We start from the raw sequence: 25,365 nt of genomic DNA on the forward strand, positions 1-25,365 counted from the left end.
GGCCTACAGCCCCGCCATGCGGTCGGCCAGCGCGCCGGGATCGCCCAGCGCAGTCAGGAAGGCGTCGATCGCCGGCCGTGCGCTGCCCGCTGCTCCCGGTTGCTCGGCCGACACGAGGATCGCCACCGCCCGCTGCGGCCCGCCGAGCAGGCGCGCACGCAGCGTCTCCAGCTTCACCCGCGTGTCGCTGCCGGTGGTCGTGCGGCCGACGCGGTAGAATGTCACCACCTCGCGCACCACCGGCCCCGGCGCGGAGATGCGGAACGCGCGGCCCTGCGGCGGGGCGCGCGTATCGTCGGTCCACGCCCAGTCGCTCGTCGGATCGACCGCGCCCTGCCCGTAACCGACGATCTCGCGGCCCTCCGCCTGATGGCCATAGACGACGATCGCAAGATCCACCGCGCGCCCGGCGGCATCGCGATAATGGCCGATCACGCGATGATCCGCCCCGTCGAAGCGCGGCCGCCACGGATAGTGCGACACCTCCGCCGCGCGCGTCCACCCCGGCACATCGGGCGGGGCGATATGGGCCGGCAGTTGCGCCCCGCCCCCCGCCGCGATGGCACTGCCCCACGCGAGCGGCGCCATCGCCAGCAGCAGCACCGCCCCCGCCAAACCGGCGATCCGCCCCGGCCGGTCCGCCACCGGCCTCACCGGCTGGAGTGCCGCGGCATCGAGCCAGCGGTCGTTCGGCCCGCGATCGAAGAAGCGCCAGCTCACCGCCATCACCGCCACCATCACGGCGGCGAAGAAGACCCAGCCATAGACGACATGATCGAACTCGCCCGCCACCGTGCCGTCGGTCAGGTGGCCCACATAGATCGTGCCGAACGCACGCAGCCCGTTGGCCAGCACCGGCACCGCGATCGCCACCGCCATGAACCCCGCGCGCTTGGCCCGGCTGCGAAAGCATACGTTGGCGACCAACGCGCCATAGGCGATCATCGCGACGAGGAACTTCACGCCGGAACACGCCTCGGCCACTTCATAATAGCCGTTGGGGATGGTGATGAACACGCCCTCGATCCGCGCCGGCACGCCGACAACGCCGAGCAGCACCATGCACATCTTCGCCGTGATCGTCTGCAACGGCGGCACCAGCATATCGCCCACCGGCACCAGGAGCAGCAGGTAGGCCAGCGGAAACAGCAGCCCGCGCGCCACCGCCGGGCCGAGGCAGGCGACGACCGCCCCCTGCAGCATCAGCACCAGCCCCAGATGCCGCGCGAACCCCACGCCGGCAGCCTGGCCGAGCAACCATCCGCCCGCGCCCGCCGCCACGATCACCAGCCCCGGCCACCACGCCTGCGGCACCAGCCGGGCCAGTTCGGGCGCGCGCTGCCACACCAGCCAGCCGACGATCGGGAGAATGAACAGGCAATGCCCGTAGGTGGAGCTGTTCCACCAGATGTCGGCCATCGCCAGCGCGTCGCGGTGGAACAGCGCCACGACCGCCGCCGTCACGCCGCCCAGCCAGCCGAGCGCCAGCCGCCACGGCGTCGCCTGCACACGGGCCACGCGTGCACCGATCGTCGCCACGCTCACACCGCCACGGCGCGGGGTGCGGTGACCAGCCCGGCCAGCGGCGCGAGCCGGCTCTCCCACGAATAATCCGCCACCAGCCGCGCGCGCGCCGCCAGGCCCAGCCGCGCGGCGGCATCGGGCCGGGTGAGCAGGCCGATCACCGCCACCGCTTCGCCCGCTGCATCGGCCACGATCAATTCGGCGCCCGCCACCGCCTCGATCCCCTCGAACGCGGCCGGCGAGGCGACGACCGGGCGGCCCATCGCCATCGCTTCCAGCACCTTGTTCTGGATGCCGCGCGCCAGATCGAGCGGCGCGACCACCACGGCCGCCGCCGCCAGCCAGCCGCGCACGTCCGCCACCGCCCCCGTCACGATCACCCCCGGCAGCGCGGCCAGCGCGCGCACGGCCGGGGCGGGATTGCGGCCGACGATGGCGAAGGTGGCACCGGGCACGGTCGCGCGGATCGCGGGCAGGCTCTCTCGGGCGAAGCGGATCACGGCGGCCATGTTCGGCGGATAGTCCATCTGGCCGGTGAACACGATCAGCGGCGTCGGCACATTCGGGCGCTCCACCGCAACCGCCGGATCGAAGAATGCCAGATCGACGCCGTTGCCCAGCGCCTGCACCTTTTCCGCCCCCAGCCCGCTATGCCTTCGGAACAGCGCCACCTCCGCCTCGCTGACGAACAGGCTGGCATCGGCGCGGGCGGCGGTGGCGATCTCATACGCCCCCAACAACCGCGCCTCGCGCGCGTGGATCCGGCGCATGGGCTGCCTCGCAGTGTCGGCATAGGCGGCGAACTTGGCCGAGTCCACGTCGACGAAATCCATGACGAAGCGCGCGGCGCCGCGATCGGCGGGGACGAACTGCGCCATCTGGCCGGAAAAGACGAAGATCGTCTCGATCGGCCGCTCCCGCAGCGTCTGCGCCACGAAACCGGCGATCCCCGCGCTCTCGAACAACGCCAGCGACACCGGCCGCCCGGTCCGCAACGCCGCCAGCCCCGCCGCGACCTGCGATCGCGTCCGCCGCTCGACATGGCGCGTGGCGACATACGGATCGAGCGCGGCGGCATGTCCCTCGTCCGCTGCATCGTCGGCGAAGGCGGCGAGATGGACGCGGCCCAGCTTTGCCAGCGCCTTGAGCAGATGGAACGACCGGATCTTGTCGCCGCGGTCGGGCGGATAGGGCACGCGGTGGGCGAGGAACAGGATGTCACCCATCACCCCAGACCACGCGCGATCATCGGCCCCAGACGGTTCGCCAGCCACAGCGGCAGCCTGCGCCACGCCGCCACCTGCAAGCTGTACTTCGGGTCGAGCGGGTTCACCACGCGCGGCGCCACGCCATCGGCAGTACGTGTGGCGTAGGCCAGCGGTGCGGGCACGAAGCCCCAGTTTCGCTTGAACGCGAACGCGCCGGTGCCGGGTTTCGACCGGCCGAAATCGAACGTCGTGCAGCCGCGCGCACGGGCATGGCGCATCAGCGCGAAATACATCAGGTCGTTGGCCCGCCACGTCCGGGCCTCCGTCGTGCCGCCGCCCCAGTAAGGCATCACGCACCCGCCGAAATACAGGCTCAGCACGCTCGCGACCGGCCGCCCCTCGTGCCGGATCGTGAGGATATCCGCCTCGTCGCCCAGTGCATCGAGCATCGCCTCGAACAGCGCGCGCGGAAACACCGGCGTGCCGAGGTTTCGCACGCTGGCGGCATAGACCGCGTAATGCGCCGCCCGGTCGCGCTCGCCCCGGCCGATCTCCACCGTCAGCGGAAAACCCAGCGCGCGGCGCACCTCGGCACGCTGCTTGCGCGGGATGGCCAGCAGTTCGGCGTCGTCGTCCGCCGCCAGCGGGCGGGTGAAGCCGGCATAGGACTCGCGCGAGATGTGCCAGCCGTCGCCCTCGGGCAGCCAGCCGCCGCGCAGTTCCAGCGAGGGCGTGCTCAGCCGCCCCGCCAGCGCCCACGCCGCCTCCGCCAGCGCCGCCGCCACGCCGTCGTCCCCGGCGAGGATGCCGCCGCCCACCGCGAACCCGCTCGAGACCAGCGCGCGGCCGAACAACGGCGAGTGGATCGCACTCAGCGGCAGCACGCCGGCGATCGCTCCGCCCGATCGCGCCACCAGATAATGCGCCGGCTGGCCGCACCCGCGCGCCACCGCCGCGCTCCACGCCGGCAGGTGGAACGGCGTGGCATCCGCCCGTGCGCGTACCCACGCCTCGACCGCACCGCCGTCCCGCACCGGGTCGACCGCCGCGATCGTCACGCCATCGGCCCGCACCCCCGCCCGCATCGGCGCCATAGCGGTCACAGCCGGGATGCCTGCCCCGCGACCACATGATCCACCCGCCCCCATTCGAAGCGGCGGATCAGCCGGCGTAGCTTGCCCTCCATCGCCGCCAGCCGGCTGTAGTGCCGCACCCGCGAACGGAGCGGCGCGTTCGCCACGCGCGGCTGGCCCGGGTCGATTTCCCACGGATGGAAGTAGAAGATCGCCGGGCGCTGCTCGGCACGGTTCACCCGGTCGATCGCCCAGCGCGAAAAGCCATAGGGCAGCATCCGGAAGAAGCCGCCGCCGCCCGCCGCCAGCGTACGTCCGGCCACGCGCACCGTCGTCACCGGCAGCTCCACCAGTGCGGACCCCGCCACCGGGCGAAAGGCGAAACGCGGCGCCTCCGGCCAGCCGTAATGATCGTGCTTCACCGGCGCCACGCTGGACGAATAGGCATAGCCCTCGTCCGCCAGTATTTCGTGTGCCCAGGGCGTGCGCGTGTCGATCGAGAAGCTCGGCGCGCGATAGCCCGTCACGCCCACGCCGCCCGCATCCTCGATCGCGGCCTTCGCGCGGGCAAGGTCGGCGCGGAACTGGTCGGGCGTCAGGCTGAATACGCGCGCATGATCCCAGCCGTGGCTGGCGATCTCGTGCCCGGCGTCCACGATCCGGCGGATCAGCGCGGGATGTCGATGCGCCACCCAGCCGAGCGTGAAGAAGGTCGCCTTCACCCCCTCCTCGGCGAACAGCCGCAGCACCACGTCACTGTTGCGTTCCACCCGGCCGGTCAGCCCGTCCCAGTCGGCCCGGTCGATCACCGTCTCGAACGCGCCGACCTGAAACCAGTCCTCGACATCGACGGAAAGCGCGTTGCGCATCGGCGGGCGACGTTTCAGCGTCTGGCGGCGCGGCGAGGCGAGCCGGGCCGCTGCGGCTTGCCGTCATCCTTGGCCCAGTCGATCAGCAGCGTCAGCACCTGCCGCAGCACGATATCCTGTTCCTCCACCTGCGCCTCGAGCGCCGCGACCCGATCGAGCAAAGGATGCCCCGACAGGTCGGCGGGCGCGTCCGCTCTCTCGCTGTCCTGCCCCATGTCCTCGGCCACCACCGCCACCGCATCGGCGTCGATAACCGACAGGTTCTCGATCGCGCCGTGCAGCAGCAGCCGCGTCGCCAGCGTGTTGAGCGTGCGCGGCACCCCGCGCGACAGCGTGTGCAGCGCGATGCAGGCATCCTCGGTAAAGGTCGGCGTTCCGCTCCAGCCGACCATCGTCAGGCGATGCACCAGATACGGGCCGACTTCCTCCGGCTCCATCGGGTCGAGGTGATGCGTGGCGATCACCCGCTGGCGCAGCTGTTCGAGATTGTCGTCCTTCTGCAGCTTGTCGCGGAACTCGGGCTGGCCGAGCAGCACGATCTGCAACAGCGATTGCCCGCCCGCCTGGAAATTGGAGAGCATCCGCAGCTCCTCCAGCGCGGCGACGGGCAGGTTCTGCGCCTCGTCGACGATCAGCAGTGTCCGCCGCCCCTCGCGCGTCTGTGCGTGCAGGGTGCGCTCCACCCGATCGAGCAGTTGCGCCTTGGCCATACCCTCGGTCGCCACGCCCAGCCCCTGCGCCGTCAGCCGCAGGATATCGTCCCCGTCCACCTGCGTGGAGACGAGGCGCACCACGGTGAGGCGCGCGCGGTCGATCGTCGCCATCAGGTGGCCGACCAGCGTCGTCTTGCCCGCGCCGATATCGCCGGTGATGACGATGAAGCCCTCGCCCTGCGCCAGCCCGTAGCCGAGATACGCCATCGCCTTCTTGTGCGTGCCGCTGTCGAAGTAGAACACCGGGTCCGGCGTCAGCTGGAAGGGGCGGCCGGTCAGCCCGTAATGATCTGTGTACATCAAGCGTCTCCGCCGCCGGTAATGCGCGACATCCGTTTAGAAAGCGTAGCGCATGCCGAGAAGTAGCGTTCCTGAAACGTCCGTTTCAAACCCTTCCGTATCGAAGGCGAACAGCCCCACCGCCGCATTGGCAGTGAGGTGATCGCCCAGCGTGCGGTAATAATTCGCCGTCGCAGCGCCGCTCTTCACGTCGCCCGCGCCGGCGATGCCGCTGCGGTAGAGATCGCCGTACACCGCGAAATCGACGCCCGAGTCCGTGGTGATGCGGCGCCCCAGGTTGCCCTGCACCGACCAGCTTTCGTCCTCCACCCCGTTCAGCGTGAACAGGCCGGGGATTTCCGGCGCGAGGAAGCGGCGCTGCGAATAGCCGCCGCCCAGCCCGTAGGTCCACCGCCCGTTGCGCCCGGAATACAGCGCATACACGCCACGGCTGCGGAAGTTGGCGGTGCTGATCGACTGGAACACGTTGTTCAGGCAGCCGCCGGTGCCGGGCGTGGCGCCGAACACGCAGCCGGTGAAGGCGTTGCCGAACGGATTGCGCGCCAGCGTGAACTGCGTGGGCAGCGAGGAGATGCCCCGCGTCAGCCCGCGCCCGAAGCTGTCGATCTGGTCGTACACGCCGATCCGCAGGCCGGAACGGCTGTCGATCTGCCAGTCAAACGAGCCATTGAAGATGGTGCCGCCATAGCGGTGCCCCAGCCGCGCCTCCAGCGTGGTCCGCCGGTTCGGTCGCCAGATCACGCCGCCGTCGTAGATGAGCCCGTCGGTATCGTAGGCCAGCAAGCGCGGGCTGGCCGGATCGGTGACGTAGCGGCCGTTGCTGTTCACCACCGGCTGGCCGGCGGCATCGATCAGCGGCGCGCGCTGGCTCGCCTCGATCTTCTCGTACCCCACGCTGCCCACCAGCGCGAGCGTGCGGGACACCGGCACCGTCACCTCGGCGCGGACGAACTTGCCGTCGTACCGCTGGTCGAGCTGCGCGGTATCCTCCCGCTCGTAGCCGGCCGAAAGCTTCCAGCCGACCCCGAGCACCCCCGGCCGCATGCCTACGCTGGCGGCGGCGGCATGATTGGTCGAGCTGTCATAACCATCGAGCCGGGGCTGCCCGGCGGCGAGCGCGAAATCGGTGCTCGTCTTCACCTTCACATAGCCGAAGCGGTAGCTGGCGGCGACATCCAGATCGCCCACCCGCGTGGCGAGCGCGGGGCCGGCGTACAGGCCGTACACCTGCGACAGGTTGGACTGGTCGCCGATCAGCAGCGTCGGCGCATCCCCCCGGATGTCGGTGCGCGCGCGGGTGGCGAGCAGCCCACCCTCCAGCGAGACGAGATCGGGCACCAGCCCGACCCGGCCGCGCGCCAGCCCGGTGTGGATATCCTGATCGGCCAGCCCGTCGCCCCAGCCGAAGCGGTGCTCGTAACGATAGTCGATCGTGCCGGAGAGGTTGCGCGTATCCACCGACGCCTGCACGCCTGCCGCCACCGCGGTATAGGTGTTGGTGCCGCGCGGATCGTTGCCCGCCAGATCGAAATCGATCACCTGCTGCACTTCGAGATACGGCGTGATCGAGCGTCGCGGTCTGGTCGTCCCGCTTTTGGCCGGCCTGTCGTCGGCCGCCGTCGAATCGGACCGTGCGGTGTCGGACGACGTGGACGAGCCGGACGAGACCGGCACCGCCTGTGCCGCCGCAGGTGACGCCGGCATGGCCAGAACAATCGCGGTGAACGCCGTGTTCACCATAAGCGGGCGCATCCCCCTCACGCGCCGTAGCCGTAATAGGTGCCGAACCGCCGCCGGCCGAGGCCCGCCGAGGTGGCGTTGAGCAGCAGGCGGATGTCGTCGCACCCCGCCAGCAGTTTCAGCGCATCCTTCAGGTCGCCCTCGCCGGTGCGGTCGGCCCGCACCACCATCATTGTCTGGCCCACATGCAGCGCCAGGACGGAGGCGGGCGAGGCGGCCAGTGCCGGGGGCGAATCGAAGATGGTGATGCGGTTCGGCACCCGGCCCAGCGCCTCCACCACCACGCGCGTCCGATCCGAAGCGATCAGTTCGGTCGCCTCGTTGCTCTGCCGGCCCGCGGGCAGCACCGACAAATGGCCCAGATCGGTGCGGATCACGCATGCCTCGGGGTCGACCGCGGGGTCGGCGATCGCGTCCATCAGCCCCGGCCCGGCCTCCAGCCCCAGCATCGAGAGGATCGACGGCTTGGCGACGTCGGCATCGACCAGCAGCACCTCCAGATCGCGCTCGTTGGCGATCGAGAGCGCCAGATTGACCGCGCAGAAGCTCTTGCCCTCGCCCGGCAGCGCAGAGGCGACGAGGATGCGCCGGCTGCGCGGATCGCCGCCCTCCATCGCCGCCAGCAGCAGCTGCCGCTTGACGATCCGGAACTCCTCGGCGAGCGCGCTCACCGGCGCGTCGGGCAGGATGAAACCGGCCTCGCGCAGCTCCTCACGGTCGATCGTGCCGAAGCGGCCCGGCATGGCCGGCGGCATCTCGAACCGCGCGAGTTCGGCACGCAGCGGCTCGGCGATGGGCGCGTCGTCCGGCGACGGCCCCGGCTCGCCCCCCGGCCGCGCCCGCAGCGCCGCGTTGAAGTCGTAGACCCTGGCGGCGCGTTCCAGCAGCGATGCGCGTTTCGGATTGTTCATCGGGTCATCCTCAGGCCATCATCCCGCGCTGGACGAACTCGACCAGCAGCAGCAGCGCGAAACAGGCACCCAGCGCCCCCGCCCCGCCGGCGAACCACACCAGCCGCTTGCGGCGATCGACGATGTTGGCCGGCGTCAGCACCTCGCCGACCGCACCCAGCACCGGCAGCCCGCTCGCCCGCGCCAGCCGCTCGGCGGTGGCGTAGGTCGTCTGCAGCTGCGCCTTGGCGAAGGCGGCGCCGACCCCGCCCGCGATCCCCAGCACCAGCACGAGCGCCAGCAGCAGCGGGCGGTTGGGGGAGACGGGCACGCGCGGCAGATAGGGCGGGTCGATCACGCGGAAACTGATCGAATCGGTCTTCGTCGCCACGTCGCTGCGCAGGCGCACGTCCTCGCGATCGCTCAGCAGCTTGTCATATTGCGCCTTCAGCACGTCATAGTCGCGGTTGAGGCGTGACTGTTCGGCGACGACGCCCGGCTCGGCTGCCTGCTTGGCGGCGAACTGCGACATGTCCGAACCGATCTGCGCGCGGCGCGCGGTCAGTGCCGCCACCGTCGCCTGCTTCTCGGCCTGCATCGATCGCAGCGTCATGTACATCGGGTTGGGCGTGGTGCCCACGGTGCTGCCGCCGCGCCCCTCGCTGGCGGCGGCCCCGCGCAGGCGGTTGATCTGCTGGCGCGCGGCGATCACGTCCGGATGCGCCTCGGTCCAGCCCTTGGCCTGATCGTCGGAGATCTGCGCCTCCAGCGCGGCGATCCGCCCGCGCGCGCCGCCCACGCTGCCGCCGCCGAAGCTGGGCGCCGCCACCGTCGCCGGGGTACTGCCGAGCTGACCGTTCAACGCCGACAGCGCGCTCTGCGCCGCCATCAGGTTCGCCTCGACATCCTGCGATTCGGACCGCGCCGCCTCCATACGTTGCGCGATCGAGCCGACGCCCGGCAACAGCCCGACATATTTCTGCTCGAACGCGGCGCGCGCCTGTTCGGCCACCTGCAACGCCTTCTCGCGCCGCGCCAGCTCGCCGTCGAGGAAGCGGATCGTGTCGCCGGTCTCGGCCCGGTCGCCGGCCAGGTTCTCGGCGACGAACAGGTCGAGCAGCTTCTCCGTCACGGTCTTGGCCAGCCGGGCGTTCTGCGCATCGGTCAGCCCGCCGCCGCTGGTCCGCACGCCGATCTCGAACATGTTGTCCTGCGGGGACTTCACCGTGATGTTGCGCTGGAGCCGGGCGACCATCTCGTCGACATCGCCAGCGTTGCCCGCCTGCACCACCAGATCGGTCGACCGCACCACCCGCTCGAGATTTTCGGCCGAGGTCAGCGTCTGGCGGACGCGGTCGATGTCGGCCATCCGCTCGCCGGTGCTGATCCCCATCTTCTCCGGCAGGATCGACTGCATCTGGACGAACAGCCGCGCCCCGCTCTCGTAGCTGTTCGGGATGAGCGCGATCACCAGCCAGCCGGCCAGGCAGATGCCCCACATCACCGCCAGCGCCAGCCAGCGGCGATGCCACACCTGGTGGACCGCGATCCTGATCTCGTCGTAGATGCCGTTCATCCCGGTTCCCGCCGCTTGCCCGTCCGACCCCTAGAACAGGCTCTCGGGGATGATGATGACGTCGCCCGGCTGCAACTTCACGTTGGCCGAGGCGTCGCCGCGCTTGAGCAGCCTGTCGATCCGCAGGCCGTATTCCTGCTGCTTGCCGCTCGCCTTGTCGAACCGCACCAGCCGCGCGCGATTGCCGGCGGCATAGTCGTTCAGCCCGCCCACCGCGATCATCGCGTCGAGCAGCGTCATGTTCGCGCGGTACGGCACCGAGGCCGGCTTCTCCGTCGCCCCCACGATGCGGACCTGCTGCGAGTACGTGCCGGAAAAATTCTCGACGATCACCGAGACGAGCGGATCCTTGATGTAGGTGGAAAGCGCCGCCTTGATGTCGTTGGAAAGCTGCGCCGGCGTCTTGCCCACCGCCGGCATCTCGGAGATCAGCGGCGTGGTGATGCGACCGTCCGGGCGCACCTGCACCTTGGCGCCCAACTCCGGATTGCGCCACACGAACACGGTCAATTGATCGAGCGGGCCGATCAGGTAATCCTCGCCCGGCGCCTCCGCGCTTTCCACGAACGGCGCCGGCGGCAGTTGCGTGGCGTTGCCCGTGGCGCATCCGGCCAGCGGGGCGACGCCCGCCAACACCAGCATCAGCCTTGCCCTGTTCCCCGTCTTCGTCATCGCAAAACCCCCTGAACGTGCCTGCCCGCCCCTGTCGTGCCGACGGCGCCGTTCAGGCTCCGCAGTGGACAGGAGAGGTAAAAATCAAGTTAGAATACCCCAATCAGCGTTCGCCGACGAGTGGCCCGCCGACAAGCAGTTCGCGCGGCGGCGGATGGCCGAGAAAGGCCTGCGGGCTGGCGGTGGCGCCATAGGCCCCGGCCATGAACACCGCGATCACATCCCCCACCCCCGCGCGCGGCAGCGACACCCGGTCGGCCAGCCGGTCGAGCGGGGTGCACAGGCAGCCGACGACGCTGGCGGTCTCCTCCGCCGGGTCGTTCAGCCGATGCGCGACGGCGACCGGATAGTTGCGCTTCACCACCGTGCCGAAATTGCCGCTGGCGGCAAGCTGATGGTGCATTCCCCCGTCCGTCACGAGGAAGACCTCGCCGTGGCTCACCTTCCGGTCCACCACGCGGGTGAGATAGACGCCCGCCTCCCCCACCAGCCAGCGCCCCAGCTCGATCGCGAAGTTCGTGTCGCCCAGTACACGGGGCCGCGCGGCCAGCGTGGCGACCAGCGCCGCGCCCACCGCGCCCACGTCCAGCGCGCTATCGCCGGGAAAATAAGGAATGCCGAAGCCGCCACCCAGGTTCACCAGCGGCGGCGGCGCACCGGCCGCCCCCCCCGCCAGTTCGGCGGCCAGCGCCACCGTGGCGGCCTGCGTCTCGGCGATCGCGGCGGCATCCAGCGCCTGCGATCCGGCGAAGATGTGGAAGCCGCGCCACTCCGCCCCCGCCTGCCGGATCGTCCGCACCAGCGCCGCCGCGCGCGCCGCGTCCACGCCGAACGGCTTGGCCCCGCCGCCCATCCGCATTCCTGATCCGCGGATCTCGAAATCGGGGTTTACCCGCACCGCCAGCCGCGGGCGGACGCCGATGCGGTCGCCGATGGCAATGGCACGGTCGCCCTCCGCCTCCGACTCGAGATTCAGCGTCACGCCGAGCAGGATCGCTTCCTCGATCTCGCGGTCGCGCTTGCCCGGCCCGGCGAACGAGATGTCCGCCGCCGCCATGCCCGCCCCGATCGCACGGACCATCTCGCCCGCCGAGGCCACGTCGATCCCGTCCACCCGCGACGCCATCGCAGCGGCAAGCGGCGCGAAAGGGTTGGCCTTGATGGCATAATGCAGCCCCACGCCCGGAAAGGCGGCGCGGAAGGTGGCGATGCGGCGCTCGATCGCGGCCAGGTCATAGGCGAACATCGGCGTATCGCCCGCCTCGCCGATCAGCGAGGCCACCGTGCGACCGCCGATCGTCAACGCCTGCCCATCGGCGTAGGCGGGCGGGATCGAACCCATCGGCTTCATGCCGTCTCTCCTTGCGCGAAGGCGTCGCGCAGCGCGGCGCGATCCAGCTTGCCGTTGGCGTTGCGCGGCAGATCAACCCGCCACACGATCCGGCGCGGCTGCATGAAGCCGGGCAGATCGGCCTTGAGATGCGCCGCCAGCGCCGCCTCGGCAGACCCGTCGCCGCGCGCCACCAGCAGGATCGCCTGGCCGAGCCGCGCGTCGGCCACGCCCAGCGCCACCGCCTCGCCGGTCGCGCCGCTCGCCACCGCCGCTTCCTCGACGTCGCTGGGGGAAACGCGGTTGCCGGCAGTCTTTATCATCTCGTCGTCCCGCCCCACGAACCGCAACAATCCGTCGTTCCCGCGCACCACCGTATCGCCCGACCATACCGCCTGCCCGCCCGATCGCGCAGACGCAGGCGCGGGGCGGAAGCGATACGTGGTCCGTTCCGGATCATTCCAGTAGCCCCGCGCCACCAGCGGCCCGGCGTGGACCAGCTCCCCCGGCTCGCCCGCCGCCGCCGCGCTGCCATCGGGCCGAAGCACCATGATCTCGGCAAACGGGATCGCGTCGCCGATCGATTCGGGGTGCGCGTCGATCAGGTCGGGCGGCAGGTAGGTCGATCGGAACGCCTCGGTCAGCCCGTACATCGAATAGAGGTCCGCCGCCGGGAACAGCGCCCGCAAGGTCCGCACCAGCGGCACCGGCAGCCGCCCACCCGAATTGGTCAGCCGCCGCAGGCCTGCCGCCGTCTCCCCCGGCCACGCCGCCTCGGCCAGTTGCAGCCACAGCGGCGGCACGCCCGCCAGCGTGGTGATGCCGTGCCGTTCCACCGCGCGTATCACGTCGCGCGGGGTAAGATAGTCGAGCGGCACCGCGCAGCCACCCGCCGCCCATATGGAGAACAGCTGGTTCTGGCCGTAATCGAAACTCAGCGGCAGCACGCACAATGTCCGGTCGTCGGCTTCCAGCCGCAGGTAATGCGCCACCGAGATTGCACCGAGCCACAGGTTTGCGTGGCTCAGCATCACCCCCTTGGGCCGGCCGGTGGAGCCGGAGGTGTAGAGGATCGCCGCCAGATCGTCGGGCGCGGCGGCGGACGGGGGCAGCGGCGCGGCGCCGCCTTCCAGCAGCCCGGCCTCCTCCTCGATCAGCAGCCGCGTCGCCACCGGCCGGTCCCCCGGCTCCAGCGTGGCGGCGCGCCCCGCCCCGGCGATCAGCAACACCGCGCCGCTGTCGGCCAGGATATGCGCCACCTGTGCGCGCCTGAGCAGCGGGTTGACCGGCACATGCACCAGCCCCGCCCGCGCGCAGGCGAGCGGCAGAAGGCACGCCAGCCGCGTCTTGGCCAGCCACGAGGCGACACGATCGCCCGGCTGCGCGCCCTGCCCCCGCAGGGTCGCCGCCAGCCGGCCGACCGCCTCGTCCAGCCCGGCGTGATCCAGCGTGCCGAGCTTGTCGACCAGCGCCGGCGCATCGCGCGCGCCCATCAGCGCGAGATGGTCGAGCGGCCGGGGCGTCGGGTCCGCCGCTACACTGGGGGGTCTGGTGGTCTTCACGCGGTTGCTCCTGCCCGATCGGCGATAGCCCCTTGCCACGCGCGGTGAAACCACAAGGTAAACGCCGTGCCCGCAGCGGGCCGCGGCTTGTCGATCGCCCGCACGGCGGCTAATTGCTGAAACCACGCAGTGAGGGGGAAACGGCATGGCGACGCTGGACGAGGGCAAGACGGTGGAAGCCACGGTACGATCCGTCCTGCGCGACGTGCTGGGCCTGGGGGCGCGCGCCGATGCGATCACCGCCGATACCTTGCTGTTCGGGTCGCTGCCGGAACTCGATTCAATGGCTGTCGCCGGTCTGCTGACCGAACTGGAAGACCGCCTCGACATCGTGATCGAGGATGACGAGGTGGATGGCGAGATGCTGGAAAGCTTCGGCGCGCTCGTCACCTTCGCCGAGGGCAAGACGCGCGGCTGATCCGTCGCCGGTGCAGGGGCCGATCCATTCGCACCCTCTGAAAAATAAGAGCCGGCGGGGACTCGTCTCGAAGGGCAGGTGCCGCACCTTCCACCCGGAGGCAATTCCACAGGCCTGACGACATCGGCATCGGCGGCCGTGCATCCGCCCGACGTCAGCCTGCGCTAGATCTCCACCTGGCTGCCCAGCTCCACCACGCGATTGGTGGGCAAGCGGAAGAACTCCATCGCGCTTTCCGCGTTGCGCAGCATCCACGAGAACAGCTTCTCGCGCCAGATCGCCATGCCCGGCCGCTCCGACGACAGCAGCGTCTGCCGCGACAGGAAGAAGCTGGTGTCCATCATCTTGAACTGCGGGCCGCACTCGGTCGTCGCCGCCAGCGCCGCCGGCACGTCGGGATCCTGCATGAAGCCGTAGCGCAGGATCAGCCGGTAGAAGCCCTGCCCGAGATCCTCCAGCGAGGACGTCCGCACCTTCTGGTCGACATAGGGCACGTCCTCGATCTTCACGGTCAGCAGCAGCACCCGCTCGTGCAGCACCTTGTTGTGCTTCAGGTTGTGCAGCAGCGCGTGCGGCACGCCGTCAGACGCGGACGTCATGAACACGGCGGTGCCGGAGACGCGCACGGCCGAATTGACCGCCGACTTGACGAAGACCTTCACCGGCATCGCCGCCTCCTTCATCCGCGCGATCATCAGCTGGCGGCCGCGTGCCCACGTCGTCAGCATGGTGAAGGCGAACAGGCCGACGAGCAGCGGGAACCAGCCGCCATCGGGCACCTTGGTGAGGTTGGAGGCGAAATACACCCCGTCCACGGCCAGGAACAGCAGGATGAACAGCCCGCCCAGCAGCTTGGGCCAGTTCCACACGCGGAACACGAGTACCGCCAGCATGCACGTGCTGATGAACATCGTGCCCGTCACCGCGATGCCGTACGCCGCCGCCAGATTGGACGACTGGCCGAACATCAGCACCAGCAGGATCACCATCACCATCAGCGCCCAGTTGACGCTCGGTACGTAGATCTGCCCGGCGGCGGACGCGCTGGTATGCTCGATCCGCACGCGCGGCATCAGCCCCAGCTGCACCGCCTGCTGCACCACCGAGAAGGCGCCGGTGATGACGGCCTGACTAGCGATCACCGTCGCCAGCGTCGCCAGGATCACCAGCGGCAGCCGCCACGCATCCGGCGCCATCAGGAAGAACGGGTTTTCCGCCGCACCCGGCTGGCGCAGCAGCAGCGCGCCCTGCCCGAGGTAGTTCAGCATCAGCATCGGGAAGACGAGGTACAGCCACGCCGCCTGGATCGGCCGCCGGCCGAAATGGCCCATGTCGGCGTACAGCGCCTCCGCCCCCGTCACCGCCAGCACCACCGAGCCGAGCGCGAGGAAGGCGAGGACATGATCGTGCGCGAAGAAACGCACCGCCCAGATCGGATTCAGCGCGATCAGCACTTCGGGGTTGGCGATGATGCTCATCACCCCCAGCACGCCGATGGCGATGAAATAGGTCAGCATGATCGGGCCGAAGAACTGCCCGATCAGCGCGGTGCCGCGCGATTGCAGGATGAACAGGCCGATCAGGATCGCCACCGAGATCGGCAGGACGAACGGCGTGAAGCTCGGCTCGACGATCGTGAGACCCTCGATCGCCGACAGCACCGAGATGGCCGGCGTGATCATGCAGTCGCCGAAGAACAGCGCCGTCGCCAGCACCCCCAGCATGACCAGCCCGGCGGACCAGCGCCCGCCGCCGGTGCGCCGCTGGATCAGCGCGAGCAGCGCGAGGCTGCCACCCTCGCCCTTGTTGTCCGCGCGCAGGATGAGCAGCACGTACTTCAGCGTCACGATGACGATCAGCGACCAGAAGATCAGGCTGAGCACGCCGTAGATATGCAGCGGATCGACCGCCAGCGGGTGATGGCCGACGAAGATCTCCTTCATCGAATACAGCGGGCTGGTGCCGATATCGCCATAGACCACGCCGACCGCGCCGAGCGCGAGCGTCGTCAGCCTGGATTTGCCGTGGCCGTGGCCATCATGCCCCTGGCCGTCATGGCCGCCCTGTGCGAGCGGCATGTCGGCGGTGACTGCTCCACCATCACTCATCGACGAACGGCGTTCATCGACGGATGGACCTTGCACTACGCATCGTTTGCCCGCCGATCCTGCCTCGCCCGGAGAGCCGGGCCGACTGTGGCGGCGCCTAGCATGCCCCCCAGCCACCTGCAACGGGCTGAAAACAGGGCCGGTCCCGCCCCGCACGCCGGGGGCTGGCAGGCGCGATATAACCCTGTCGCCGGGCTGGAACAAGGCATGAACACGAAGCGTTCGGCGCGGGAAGGAGAATGCGATGACCACCAAGGATCAGGCCGCCGAGGATCACGACGCGGAAAACCCGAAGACCCATCCCACGTCGAATGCCCAGAAGGACCCGGACGACTGGACGACGGGCGACGAGGAAATGACTGGCGCGCAGGCTTCCTACCTCAAGACCCTGAGCGAGGAGGCGGGCGTCGAGTTCGACCCGTCGCTGACGAAGGCCGATGCCTCCAAGCAGATCGACGCCCTGCAGGAAAAGACCGGCCGGGGAAAATGACCCGGAGGGGCGGCGGTTGCTCCGCCGCCCCCCCGAGTTGGGAACGCGGGCTTGAGTAAGTGTAGGTGAGATTGGGCGGACATAGTGTGCGGCGCCTGCGCGATTGCTGTACCGGCGCAAGCCGTCACACCGGCAGATCACCGCTGTACATTGGCATTGGCGCTAGCCTGTTCGGATAATGCTTCCGCTGGACAGTGCGTATCGGCGTGGGAAAAACCGCAGTTCAGCTTTCTATCAGCCGGCATCCGCATTTTTGCGTAACGCCCACCCGATAAGCCACAACAAGGCGGCGAACGGCCACTACCCGATCTACTCTACCAGCCGCCCGCTCAATATCTCGATCCGGGCTATCATCGCCGGATCGCGCATAGTCGGCGCAGTGATGAGCGCATGTTCCAGCACCCTGTCGAGCGGTGACGACGTGCGTGCTCCGGGCAGCGCGTTCACGAACGACTCGACGAAGCGGCGGGCGACGGCGCCGTTCGCCCCCATCTGCGCGATCACCTCCGCCACCTCCACGAACGCCGCTTCCTGCCGCCAGCAATCGTAATCGGTCACCATGCCGACCAGCGCGTAGGGCAGCTCCGCCTCGCGGGCGAGCTTGGCCTCGGGCATCGCCGTCATGCCGATCACGTCCGCCCCCCATTGGCGGTACATCAGGCTTTCGGCGCGGGTGGAGAATTGCGGACCCTCCATCGCCAGATACGTCGCCCCCCGCGTCACCGCCCCGCCGGCCACTGCCACCGCCGCCTCGGCAAGGGCCGAAAGGCGCGGGCACACCGGCTCCGCCATGGAGACATGCGCCACCAGCCCGGTAGAGAAGAAGCTGGACGGCCGCGCCACCGTGCGATCGATGAACTGATCGACCACGACGAAATGGCCGGGCGGCAGTTCCTCGCGCAGCGACCCGATCGAGGAGATCGCCACCACATCGGTGCAGCCCGCCAGCTTGAGCGCGGCGATATTGGCGCGCGCGTTCACCTCGGAGGGCGGAATGCGGTGGCCGCGCGCGTGACGCGGCAGGAAGCGAACCTCGACCCCGCCGATCCGCCCGAACAGGATATCGTCGGAGGGCGCACCCCACGGCGTGTCGATCGTCCGCCACGTCGCCTCCTCCAGCGAGTCGATGGCATACAGCCCCGATCCCCCGATGATCCCGATCGTCCAGCCGTCCGTCATGGTTCGCCCGCCTTTGCCGCCCGCGCCGGAATAGGCCGGCGCTTTTGCCGGTGACAAGCGCGCGGGCCGGATTAAGTCTGTCGGCCCCTGGCCTGGAAGCACCGCCCTGACCTTCGCCGATCCCCCGCCCGAGGGCGCGCCGCGCCTCGTCACCATCGATGCGATCCGGGGCTTCGCCGTGCTGGGCATCCTCGTGATGAACATCGTGGCGATGGGGATGCCGGTCTATGCCTATGTCGACCCCTTCTATTATGGCGGGGCGACGGGCGCCGACCTGGCCGCATGGGCGCTTGCCTACGTGTTCGCGGACGGCAAGATGCGCGCGCTGTTCACGATGTTGTTCGGCGCCTCGCTGCTGCTGATCGCAGATCGCGCCGAGCGCCCGGCCTGGCTGCACTACCGGCGCATGGGCGTGTTGCTCCTGTTCGGCATGGCGCACGCGTGGCTGCTGTGGTTCGGTGATATCCTCGTCGAATATGCACTGGTCGGGGCAGTCGCCTTCATCGGGTGGCGCTGGCGGCCGGCGGCGCTGCTGTCCGTCGCGGCGCTGTGCTTCGCCTTCGCGCTGGCCGACGATCTGCTCGCGTGGCAGCAACTCGCCGCGCTGAGGGCGGCGGCGCTGGCCCCCGGCGCAATGCCCGGCGTGGTCGAGGCATGGCAGTCGGTGCTGGCCGCGGCCACCCCGCAGCCGAGCATGATCGCCCGCGAGATCGCACTCTATCGCGGCGGCTTCGCCCATGTGATGGCGGCGCGCGCACCCACCACCCTGATGTTCCAGACACGGCTGCTGGCGCTCTCGTTTCCCGAAACGCTGGGTTATGTCGCGCTCGGTATGGCGCTGTACCGGCTCGGCTGCTTTGGCGGGGCGTGGCGGCTCGGCGTGTATCGCCTGCTTGTCGGCGCAGGCGTGGCGGCGGCGGCGCTGGAGGTGCCGGTATCACAGATGCTTGTGGCGGCGCGCTTCGATCCGGCGACGATCCCGCTGGCCGACGCGCTATCTTTCGTGCTGCGGCCGTGGCTGGCGCTCGGCTACGTTGCCGCGATCGTGCTGGTCGTGCGTGCCGGCAGGCTGAGGGGCGCGATCGCGCGGCTGGCGGCGGCCGGACGGATGGCGCTGTCAAACTACATCGCCACCTCGCTGGTCGCGACGACATTGTTCTATGGCTATGGCGCCGGTCTGTACGGTCGGCTCGATCGCGCCGAGCTTTATCTCGTGGTGGCGGCGATCTGGGCGATGATGCTGCTGTGGTCCCCCGCATGGCTGACCCGATTCGCTTACGGGCCGCTGGAATGGGTATGGCGTGCGACGAGCCGAGGCGTCCGGCCCCGCTTTCGAAGCATGTAGGCTATTGCGACTTACTCTCATCATAGATAGCATCGGCGTTACGAGAGGAGAGTCGTCGATGGTCGTTTGCGTTTGCAATGCTATCCGCGAGAAGGATGTCCGGCAGGCAGCACGGGCGGGCCACGCCAGCCCCTGCAGCGCCTATGCATCGATGGGCATGCGCCCGAGGTGCGGTCAATGCGTCCCGTTCGCACGTCAGATCATCGCGGCGGAGCACGCTACTGCCTGACGCTTTCAACTAGACTTTTCCGCGGTTTTCCGCCGTTTTCAGGTGCCTTTCAGGTCGTCTCCGCGTTATAGGAGAGACATAGCCAAGGAGGTCATCATGAAGGGCGACGCCCAAACCATCGAGTATCTGAACGTCGCGCTCAAGAACGAGCTCACGGCGATCAACCAGTATTTCCTGCATTATCGCTTGCTCGACCATTGGGGTATCGAGCGTCTTGCGAAGTTTGAATATGGCGAGTCGATCGACGAGATGAAGCACGCCGACAAACTGTCCGCGCGCATCCTGTTTCTCGACGGGCTGCCGAACTTCCAGCTGCTCGGCCGCCTCAAGATCGGCGAGACGGTGGAGGAGGTGCTTCGCGCCGACCTAGCGCTTGAAAACGAGGCCATCCCGGTGCTGCGCGACGGCATCGCCCATTGCGAGACCGTGCGCGATTACGTCAGCCGCGACCTGCTGCTCCAGATCCTCGACAACGAGGAAGAGCATGTCGATTATCTCGAGCGTCAGTTCGACATGATCGAGCGGATGGGCATCCAGAACTACGTCCAGCTTCAGTCGAAACCGGCCGAAGCGATGTAACCGGAGCGGCGCCGGTGCGAACCGGCGCCGCCGACCGGCCGGCGCGCGATCGAAGTCAGGCCCGGTCGAAACTCGGCTGCACCGCCGCCTTGCGCCCGAAGGTGGGCCGGCGGTCGACCAGCGGGTTGGTTTCCCGGTCGAAGATGGCGAGCGTCTGGTCGAACAGCGGCCGCAGCCGTACCACCGCCCCCAGCAGTTCCTCCGGCGTCTGCCGCGCCTCCACACAGCGCCGCGCACCCTGCTCGATCTGCTCGGCCAGCGCGCCCAGCGGCTCCGCCCCGAACTGCAGCGATTCGCCTTTCAGCGTGTGGGCAGGCAGGATCAGCGCCGCCGCATCCAGCCGCCGCATCGCCTGCTCGATCGCCGCGACCGATTTCGTCCCGTCTTCGCGGAAGTAGCTGAGGATCCGCACGAATCCGGCACCAAGTTCCGTCCGCGCGCGCGAGAACGTCTGCCTGTCGACGATACGACCGTCTGTTTCGCTCATCGACCCGCTTCCCTGACACGATCCGTTCGGGGATCCCCGGATCGGGCTATGCCGGGATTCTCGTAAACAACGGGTTTACACCTGCCCGCGAACCGCGCCGTTTCGGCGCAATTCAGCCGTTTACGAGCAATTCCCCGGTACCGTCATCATGCACCTGCCAACCATGTTCGGCCGCCAGGGCTGCCACCTCGCGCGGGGCGGCGGGATCATCCGCCAGAAGTCGCGCCGTGGCACCGGGCGGCAGCGCGCGCATCGCCTTCGCCAGCCGCAACGCCGGCCAGGGGCACCGCATCCCGCGCGTATCGACGACGACCACCGCATACGGTGGCCCGCTCAAGCGAACGGGTTCTTCGGCGCGCGCACCGTCAACCGCACCGGCACCGCACCGAAGCCCAGTTCCTTGCGGATGCCGTTGACCAGATAGCGGCGGTAGCTTTCGGGCAGCTGATCCACCCGCGTGCCGAACAGGATGAAACCGGGCGGCCGCGTCTTGGCCTGGGTCAGATAACGCAGCTTGATGCGCTTGCCCCCCGGCGCGGGCGGCGGGTTGGCGGTCAGCGCCTTCTCGAACCAGCGGTTGAGCTGGCCGGTGGAGACGCGCTTGGACCATGCGTCGCGCGTCTCGAATGCGGCGGCGAGCAGCTGGTCGATCCCGCGCCCGGTGGCGGCGGATACGGTGAGCAGCGGCACGCCCTTCACCTGCGCCAGCCCCTCGTCCAGCGCGGTGCGCACACCCTGGAACAGGCTCGGCGGATGCTCGGCGACATCCCATTTGTTCAGCGCGATGATGAGCGCGCGGCCTTCCTGCAACACCTTGTCGGCGATCCGCAGGTCCTGCGCCTCCAGCCCCAGCGTGGCATCGAGCAGCAGCACCACCACCTCGGCGAAATCGACCGCGTGCAGCGCGTCGGCGACGGACAGCTTCTCGAGCTTGTCCTGCACCTTGGCCTTTTTCCGCAGGCCGGCGGTGTCGATCAGGCGGACGGGCTTCACCTCGCCGTCGGGCGCGGTCCATTCCCAGTCGATCGCGATCGAGTCGCGGGTGATCCCGGCCTCCGGGCCTGTAATCATCCGCTCCTCGCCGAGGATGCGGTTGACCAGCGTGGACTTGCCCGCGTTCGGCCGGCCGACGATCGCCAGCTTCAGCGGGCCGCCCTCCTCGGGTTCCTCCTCGGCGGCCTCAAAATCCTCATGCTCGATGTGCGGGCGCAGCGCCTCGAACAGATCGACGATGCCCTCGCCATGCTCGGCGCTGAACGGCACCGGCTCGGCGAAACCCAGCGCGAACGCCTCGTTGACCCCGGCCTCGCCCGCCTTGCCCTCGGCCTTGTTGGCCAGCACGATCACCGGCGTGTCACCGGACCGCAGCCAGCGCGCGATCTCCTCGTCCAGCGGCAGGATACCCGCACGCGAATCGATCATGAACAGCGCCACGTCCGCGCCGCTGACCGCGGCCTGCGTCTGCTGGCGCATCCGGCCGGGCAGCGTATCGGGGTCTTCATCCTCGAAACCGGCGGTATCGACGATGCGGAAATCGAGGCCGAGCAGTTCGGCATCCCCCTCCCGCCGATCGCGCGTCACGCCGGGGCGATCGTCGACCAGCGCCAGGCGCTTGCCGACGAGGCGGTTGAACAGGGTGGATTTGCCGACGTTCGGACGACCGACGATGGCGACGATGGGAAGACGATGCATCGCGCCGCCTTAGAGCAGTTTGGCTCCGGGTGTAATCACCTGCCGTGCCGAAACCTTGGTGGAGGTCCGGCGGGCCACGCCGAGGCCGCACCTCCAACTTCGCACCGATCCCGACCAGCTTGTCCGATACGGCGGCTGGCGACGCGCTAATCGATCGGGGAAACGGCGGAGAAAGAGACGATGACGATCGGTTCGATGCATCGGGAAGACGTGAAGGCGGCGCTGCGCAAGACCTATGGCTCGGTCTTCGAGTTCGAGCGGCTGCACCAGTTGCCGCGCAAGTCGGTCAGCGACGTGCTGCGCGGCCGCCCGAACCAGCGGGTTACCTCGGCGATCGAGAAAGTGCTGGAGGCGACGGCGCGCTGACCGCCGCTTCCCGCCCGGCGCCTCAGCGCCAGGCGGTTAGGTGGCCCTGGTTGTCGAGCAGGAACAGGGTCTGGTTTGCCACCACCGGCGGCAGGAACACGGGCGCACCCGCCTTGCCGGTGGAAAGCAGCCGCCCGTCCGCCGGGGAGACGTTGGCGAGTTGCCCCTCGGAGCTGGCGAGGATCAGCCGGTCGCCTGCAAGCACCGGGCCGGTCCAGGTGATCGTGCCTTTCTTGGGCTTGTCGTCGCGGTAGCGCGGCAGCTGCGTCAGCCATTTCACCTTGCCGGTGGTGCGCGCGATGCACATCAGCTTGGACTCGTCCGTCACCACGTACAGCCAGTCGCCGACCACCCACGGGGTGGAGATGCCGGCGACGTTGACCTCCCACAGCCGTTGCCCGGTGGTGAGTTCCAGCGCGACCATGCGACCGCCCTGTCCCACCGCATACACCCGGCCGCCATCGATCACCGGATCGGCGTCGATATCGGACAGGCTGGCGACGGCGGTGGAGATGCTGGTGCGCGACAGCGCATCCTGCCACACGCCGCGCCCGTTCTCGTAGCGATAGGCGTTCAACTCGCCCGAGGAGAAACCGGCCACCACGGTGCCCTGCGCGGCGGCGGGGGCGGCCACGCCGAATACGCCGGCCAGCTCCAGCGTGCCCGCCTCGTTCCACACGGTGCTGCCATCGGTCGTCTTCAGCGCGAACAGCTGGTTGTCCTGGCTGACGACGTACAGCGTGTCGTTGGCGATGGTGGGCGATCCGCGCAGCGGGCCGCCGGGGTGCACCTTCCACAGCTGGCTGCCGTTGGTCGCATCCAGCGCCACTACGTCGCCCAGCCCGTTGGTGGCATAGAGCCGCCCGTTCTCGTAGCTGACCCCGCCGCCGAAACGCGAGCTCTCGCTCTTCTTGCCCGTGGCAGTGGCGGCGGTCCACAGCACCTTGCCATCGGTCGTGGCAAAGGCATGGACGACCCCGTCGGTATCGATCGCGAAGACCTTGCCGTCCGCCACCACCGGCGCTGCCGCCAGCCGTGCCTTGGTGCTGCTGCCGGCGATCCGCACCGACCATGCCGGGGCGATATTCTGGCCGAGCGCCAGCGCCCCCATCGATTTCGCGGCATTGCCGCCCGGCTGGGTCCATTCGCCGTTGACCACGGCCTCGGGCAGCACCACCGGCGCGTCGGCCAGCGCCGGATCGATCTCCGCGCTGTTCTCGGCGGTGAGGATGGGAATGCGCTCGCCCAGCAGCGCCGTCTTGGTCTTCTTCTCGCCGCCGCCGAACACGCCGCAGCCGCTGAGCGTGGCGAGCAGCGCCAGCCCGATCACGAAACGCTTCATCGCTTATTCCCCAACCGGGCCGGTGGCGGCCGTGCCGGCCGCCTGCCCCGCCGTATCCGCGCCGAGCAGACCCGCCAGCCGCATCGCGCGGGCGCGGATCGTCTCGGGCACGTCCTTGTCTTTCGCCATCGCCGCGAACAGTGGCCCGGCCAGATCGTTCTTGCCCATCTTGCGATAGGCCAGACCGACCAGTTCGCCGGCGCTGCCGAACCACGGGTTGCCCGCCACCGCCAGCGGCTTCAGCCGGGCGATGATCTGCGCGGGCGGCAGCGTGTCATACTGCACCGCCGTCTGACGGATCAGCGCGAGATCGCGGAATGGCTGGGCGAGCGAGTCATCCGCCGCGATCGCGCCATATTGGGCGATCGCCGCCTTGTCGTCACCTTTGTCCAGCGCCAGCGCGGCACTGGTGAGGCGGGCGGTGGCGCGATAGCCGGCGACATCGCTGTCGGCGAGCTTCGCCAGCACCGGCGCAGCCGCCGCCGGCTTGTTGTCGCTCACGTCGCGCAACGCGCTGCTCAATTGCTCGCCGGCGACACCCGCCGCCTGCTCGCGCCGGTGCTGCCAGAACAGGTAACCGGCGAACAGCAGCAGCGCCACCACGATGCCGGCCACCAGCAGCTTGCCATAGCGCCGCCAGAAACTGCCGAGCTGGTCGCGCCGCAGTTCCTCGTCCACTTCGCGGAAGAAGGTCTCTTCATTCTGGGGCGTGAGGGCCACGCAGTCTCTCCACAAGGAATATCCGCGCGACCGCGCTCGCCCCCCTTAGACGCGGCGCGACCTGAACGAAAGCTGGTATCAGGCTTTGGGCTGGTACGTCTGCTCCACCGTGGGAAAGGTGCGTGCGCGGACGTCGGCGGCATACCGCCCGGCCGTCTCGGCGATGCGCGTGCCGAGGTCGTCATATTTTTTCACGAAACGCGGCACCCGCTCGAACATGCCGAGCATGTCGTCCACCACCAATACCTGCCCGTCGCATCGTGCCGAGGCACCGATGCCGATGATCGGCACCGCCACCGCTTCGGTGATGGCGATCGCGATCGGCTCGAGCACGCCTTCCAGCACCATGGCGAAGCAGCCGGCATCCGCCACCGCCGTGGCATCGGCCATGATCTTGGCCGCCTCCGCCTCGCTGCGGCCGCGCGCGCCATAGCCGCCGAGCACGTTCACCGCCTGCGGGGTAAGGCCGATATGCGCCATCACCGGGATGCCGCGCGCCGCGAGGAAGGCGATCGTCGGCGCCATCGCCTCTCCCCCCTCCAGCTTCACCGCCGCCGCCCCCGTCTCCTTCAGGATACGCGCGGCGCTGTGGAACGCCTGTTCGGGCGATCCTTCGTAACTGCCGAACGGCATGTCGACGATCACAAGGCTGTGCCAGCTGCCGCGCGTGACGGCGGCGCCGTGGGCGCACATCATGTCGAGGCTGACCGGCACGGTGGAGGGCAGGCCGTAGATCACCTGCCCCAGCGAATCACCCACCAGCAGCATGTCGCAGTGCGGATCGAGCAGTTGCGCCATCCGCACGGTGTAGGCCGTCAGCATCACCAGCGGCTCTGCCGTGACGCCCTCCTTCTTGCGCGCGCGGATGGCGGGCACGGTCATCCGCTTCATCGGCGCGGGCGTGGGGGTGGCGCGGCTGGTGGCGGTGTCGATGGTGAAGGTGGTGGACATGG

General features: G+C 69.3%; 25 protein-coding genes. 6 read left to right on the forward strand and 19 right to left on the reverse strand.

Translation table 11 applies throughout. From position 1 onward, the window contains the following. Positions 1-3: 3 nt before the first annotated feature. The 11 genes from xrtA to FOY91_RS05175 form a co-directional block, all read right to left on the reverse strand. Positions 4-1,545, reverse strand: a complete 1,542-nt coding sequence (gene xrtA / locus FOY91_RS05125) for an exosortase A (RefSeq protein WP_420822856.1) — start codon at positions 1,543-1,545, stop codon at positions 4-6. Then, entirely contained in the window at positions 1,542-2,753 is a 1,212-nt protein-coding gene (locus FOY91_RS05130; RefSeq protein ID WP_420822858.1) for a TIGR03087 family PEP-CTERM/XrtA system glycosyltransferase, read from the reverse strand. The genes xrtA and FOY91_RS05130 overlap by 4 nt, the downstream gene beginning before the upstream one ends. Next, positions 2,750-3,826, reverse strand: a complete 1,077-nt coding sequence (locus FOY91_RS05135; RefSeq protein ID WP_145148884.1) for a FemAB family XrtA/PEP-CTERM system-associated protein — start codon at positions 3,824-3,826, stop codon at positions 2,750-2,752. Before FOY91_RS05135 ends, FOY91_RS05130 begins: the two co-directional genes overlap by 4 nt. A gap of 5 nt (positions 3,827-3,831) precedes the next feature. Then, positions 3,832-4,674: an XrtA system polysaccharide deacetylase gene (locus FOY91_RS05140; protein WP_145148815.1), complete on the reverse strand. Its 843-nt coding sequence runs from the start codon at positions 4,672-4,674 to the stop codon at positions 3,832-3,834. Between the two features lie 14 nt (positions 4,675-4,688). Continuing rightward, entirely contained in the window at positions 4,689-5,687 is a 999-nt protein-coding gene (locus tag FOY91_RS05145; RefSeq protein ID WP_145148817.1) for an XrtA/PEP-CTERM system-associated ATPase, read from the reverse strand. Between the two features lie 36 nt (positions 5,688-5,723). Next, a complete protein-coding gene (locus FOY91_RS05150; protein ID WP_145148819.1) occupies positions 5,724-7,427 on the reverse strand; it encodes a hypothetical protein in 1,704 nt (567 codons plus the stop codon). Positions 7,428-7,444: 17 nt separating this feature from the next. Beyond that, a complete protein-coding gene (locus tag FOY91_RS05155; RefSeq protein ID WP_145148821.1) occupies positions 7,445-8,338 on the reverse strand; it encodes a P-loop NTPase in 894 nt (297 codons plus the stop codon). Positions 8,339-8,348: 10 nt separating this feature from the next. After that, positions 8,349-9,893 carry an XrtA system polysaccharide chain length determinant gene (locus FOY91_RS05160; protein WP_145148823.1) on the reverse strand — a complete coding sequence of 515 codons (1,545 nt, stop codon included), beginning with the start codon at positions 9,891-9,893 and terminating at the stop codon, positions 8,349-8,351. Positions 9,894-9,923: 30 nt separating this feature from the next. Continuing rightward, complete coding sequence (locus tag FOY91_RS05165) at positions 9,924-10,565, reverse strand: XrtA/PEP-CTERM system exopolysaccharide export protein (RefSeq protein WP_145148825.1); 642 nt, start codon at positions 10,563-10,565, stop codon at positions 9,924-9,926. 103 nt (positions 10,566-10,668) lie between these two features. After that, complete coding sequence (locus tag FOY91_RS05170) at positions 10,669-11,916, reverse strand: pyridoxal-dependent decarboxylase, exosortase A system-associated (protein ID WP_145148827.1); 1,248 nt, start codon at positions 11,914-11,916, stop codon at positions 10,669-10,671. Beyond that, positions 11,913-13,457: an acyl-CoA ligase (AMP-forming), exosortase A system-associated gene (locus FOY91_RS05175; RefSeq protein WP_275265935.1), complete on the reverse strand. Its 1,545-nt coding sequence runs from the start codon at positions 13,455-13,457 to the stop codon at positions 11,913-11,915. The genes FOY91_RS05170 and FOY91_RS05175 overlap by 4 nt, the downstream gene beginning before the upstream one ends. A gap of 145 nt (positions 13,458-13,602) precedes the next feature. Here FOY91_RS05175 and FOY91_RS05180 point away from each other — a divergent pair, with 145 nt between their 5' ends. Continuing rightward, positions 13,603-13,875, forward strand: a complete 273-nt coding sequence (locus FOY91_RS05180) for an acyl carrier protein (protein WP_145148831.1) — start codon at positions 13,603-13,605, stop codon at positions 13,873-13,875. Positions 13,876-14,039: 164 nt separating this feature from the next. Here FOY91_RS05180 and FOY91_RS05185 read toward each other — a convergent pair whose 3' ends face one another. After that, entirely contained in the window at positions 14,040-15,983 is a 1,944-nt protein-coding gene (locus FOY91_RS05185) for a potassium transporter Kup (protein WP_145148833.1), read from the reverse strand. 244 nt (positions 15,984-16,227) lie between these two features. Between FOY91_RS05185 and FOY91_RS05190 the strand changes: the two genes are divergently transcribed. Next, positions 16,228-16,473: a DUF3072 domain-containing protein gene (locus FOY91_RS05190; RefSeq protein ID WP_145148834.1), complete on the forward strand. Its 246-nt coding sequence runs from the start codon at positions 16,228-16,230 to the stop codon at positions 16,471-16,473. A 309-nt stretch (positions 16,474-16,782) separates the two neighbouring features. Here the strand turns inward: FOY91_RS05190 and mtnP are convergent, their stop codons facing one another. Continuing rightward, positions 16,783-17,652 (reverse strand): S-methyl-5'-thioadenosine phosphorylase, encoded by an 870-nt coding sequence (gene mtnP, locus FOY91_RS05195; RefSeq protein WP_145148836.1) that lies wholly within the window; start codon positions 17,650-17,652, stop codon positions 16,783-16,785. 178 nt (positions 17,653-17,830) lie between these two features. On the opposite strand from mtnP, the gene FOY91_RS05200 reads away from it, so the two are divergent. The 3 genes from FOY91_RS05200 (at position 17,831) to bfr (ending at position 19,805) form a co-directional block, all read left to right on the forward strand. After that, entirely contained in the window at positions 17,831-18,997 is a 1,167-nt protein-coding gene (locus FOY91_RS05200; protein WP_145148838.1) for a DUF418 domain-containing protein, read from the forward strand. Positions 18,998-19,055: 58 nt separating this feature from the next. Next, positions 19,056-19,226 carry a (2Fe-2S)-binding protein gene (locus FOY91_RS05205; RefSeq protein ID WP_145148840.1) on the forward strand — a complete coding sequence of 57 codons (171 nt, stop codon included), beginning with the start codon at positions 19,056-19,058 and terminating at the stop codon, positions 19,224-19,226. A 96-nt stretch (positions 19,227-19,322) separates the two neighbouring features. Then, positions 19,323-19,805 (forward strand): bacterioferritin, encoded by a 483-nt coding sequence (gene bfr / locus FOY91_RS05210; RefSeq protein ID WP_145148842.1) that lies wholly within the window; start codon positions 19,323-19,325, stop codon positions 19,803-19,805. A gap of 55 nt (positions 19,806-19,860) precedes the next feature. On the opposite strand, the gene FOY91_RS05215 is transcribed toward bfr, so the two are convergent. The 3 genes from FOY91_RS05215 to der all read right to left on the reverse strand — a co-directional run bounded on the left by FOY91_RS05215 (position 19,861) and on the right by der (position 21,984). Then, a complete protein-coding gene (locus tag FOY91_RS05215) occupies positions 19,861-20,292 on the reverse strand; it encodes an Hpt domain-containing protein (RefSeq protein WP_145148844.1) in 432 nt (143 codons plus the stop codon). A gap of 112 nt (positions 20,293-20,404) precedes the next feature. Beyond that, on the reverse strand, positions 20,405-20,629 hold the full coding sequence (locus FOY91_RS05220) for a sulfurtransferase TusA family protein (RefSeq protein ID WP_275265936.1): 225 nt from the start codon (positions 20,627-20,629) through the stop codon (positions 20,405-20,407). Beyond that, positions 20,626-21,984 carry a ribosome biogenesis GTPase Der gene (der, locus tag FOY91_RS05225; RefSeq protein ID WP_145148846.1) on the reverse strand — a complete coding sequence of 453 codons (1,359 nt, stop codon included), beginning with the start codon at positions 21,982-21,984 and terminating at the stop codon, positions 20,626-20,628. Before der ends, FOY91_RS05220 begins: the two co-directional genes overlap by 4 nt. 180 nt (positions 21,985-22,164) lie before the next feature. Between der and FOY91_RS05230 the strand changes: the two genes are divergently transcribed. After that, positions 22,165-22,350, forward strand: coding sequence for a helix-turn-helix domain-containing protein (locus FOY91_RS05230; protein ID WP_145148848.1), 186 nt, complete (start codon positions 22,165-22,167; stop codon positions 22,348-22,350). A gap of 22 nt (positions 22,351-22,372) precedes the next feature. Here the strand turns inward: FOY91_RS05230 and FOY91_RS05235 are convergent, their stop codons facing one another. The 3 genes from FOY91_RS05235 to panB all read right to left on the reverse strand — a co-directional run bounded on the left by FOY91_RS05235 (position 22,373) and on the right by panB (position 25,363). Next, a complete protein-coding gene (locus FOY91_RS05235; RefSeq protein ID WP_145148851.1) occupies positions 22,373-23,692 on the reverse strand; it encodes an outer membrane protein assembly factor BamB family protein in 1,320 nt (439 codons plus the stop codon). 3 nt (positions 23,693-23,695) lie between these two features. Next, complete coding sequence (locus FOY91_RS05240; protein WP_145148853.1) at positions 23,696-24,412, reverse strand: tetratricopeptide repeat protein; 717 nt, start codon at positions 24,410-24,412, stop codon at positions 23,696-23,698. Positions 24,413-24,490: 78 nt separating this feature from the next. Beyond that, positions 24,491-25,363, reverse strand: coding sequence for a 3-methyl-2-oxobutanoate hydroxymethyltransferase (gene panB / locus FOY91_RS05245; protein ID WP_145148888.1), 873 nt, complete (start codon positions 25,361-25,363; stop codon positions 24,491-24,493). Positions 25,364-25,365 lie beyond the last annotated feature (2 nt).

This window comes from Alterirhizorhabdus solaris, assembly GCF_007785815.1.
Lineage (GTDB): Bacteria > Pseudomonadota > Alphaproteobacteria > Sphingomonadales > Sphingomonadaceae > Alterirhizorhabdus > Alterirhizorhabdus solaris.

Coding starts and splice junctions, on each gene's coding strand:
- FOY91_RS05135 (WP_145148884.1), bottom strand. CDS start 3,826: ATGGCGCCGATGCGGGCGGGGGTGCGGGCCGATGGCGTGACGATCGCG.
- FOY91_RS05140 (WP_145148815.1), bottom strand. CDS start 4,674: ATGCGCAACGCGCTTTCCGTCGATGTCGAGGACTGGTTTCAGGTCGGC.
- FOY91_RS05145 (WP_145148817.1), bottom strand. CDS start 5,687: ATGTACACAGATCATTACGGGCTGACCGGCCGCCCCTTCCAGCTGACG.
- FOY91_RS05150 (WP_145148819.1), bottom strand. CDS start 7,427: ATGGTGAACACGGCGTTCACCGCGATTGTTCTGGCCATGCCGGCGTCA.
- FOY91_RS05155 (WP_145148821.1), bottom strand. CDS start 8,338: ATGAACAATCCGAAACGCGCATCGCTGCTGGAACGCGCCGCCAGGGTC.
- FOY91_RS05160 (WP_145148823.1), bottom strand. CDS start 9,893: ATGAACGGCATCTACGACGAGATCAGGATCGCGGTCCACCAGGTGTGG.
- FOY91_RS05165 (WP_145148825.1), bottom strand. CDS start 10,565: ATGACGAAGACGGGGAACAGGGCAAGGCTGATGCTGGTGTTGGCGGGC.
- FOY91_RS05170 (WP_145148827.1), bottom strand. CDS start 11,916: ATGAAGCCGATGGGTTCGATCCCGCCCGCCTACGCCGATGGGCAGGCG.
- FOY91_RS05180 (WP_145148831.1), top strand. CDS start 13,603: ATGGCGACGCTGGACGAGGGCAAGACGGTGGAAGCCACGGTACGATCC.
- FOY91_RS05185 (WP_145148833.1), bottom strand. CDS start 15,983: ATGAGTGATGGTGGAGCAGTCACCGCCGACATGCCGCTCGCACAGGGC.
- FOY91_RS05190 (WP_145148834.1), top strand. CDS start 16,228: ATGACCACCAAGGATCAGGCCGCCGAGGATCACGACGCGGAAAACCCG.
- mtnP (WP_145148836.1), bottom strand. CDS start 17,652: ATGACGGACGGCTGGACGATCGGGATCATCGGGGGATCGGGGCTGTAT.
- FOY91_RS05205 (WP_145148840.1), top strand. CDS start 19,056: ATGGTCGTTTGCGTTTGCAATGCTATCCGCGAGAAGGATGTCCGGCAG.
- bfr (WP_145148842.1), top strand. CDS start 19,323: ATGAAGGGCGACGCCCAAACCATCGAGTATCTGAACGTCGCGCTCAAG.
- FOY91_RS05215 (WP_145148844.1), bottom strand. CDS start 20,292: ATGAGCGAAACAGACGGTCGTATCGTCGACAGGCAGACGTTCTCGCGC.
- der (WP_145148846.1), bottom strand. CDS start 21,984: ATGCATCGTCTTCCCATCGTCGCCATCGTCGGTCGTCCGAACGTCGGC.
- FOY91_RS05230 (WP_145148848.1), top strand. CDS start 22,165: ATGACGATCGGTTCGATGCATCGGGAAGACGTGAAGGCGGCGCTGCGC.
- FOY91_RS05235 (WP_145148851.1), bottom strand. CDS start 23,692: ATGAAGCGTTTCGTGATCGGGCTGGCGCTGCTCGCCACGCTCAGCGGC.
- panB (WP_145148888.1), bottom strand. CDS start 25,363: ATGTCCACCACCTTCACCATCGACACCGCCACCAGCCGCGCCACCCCC.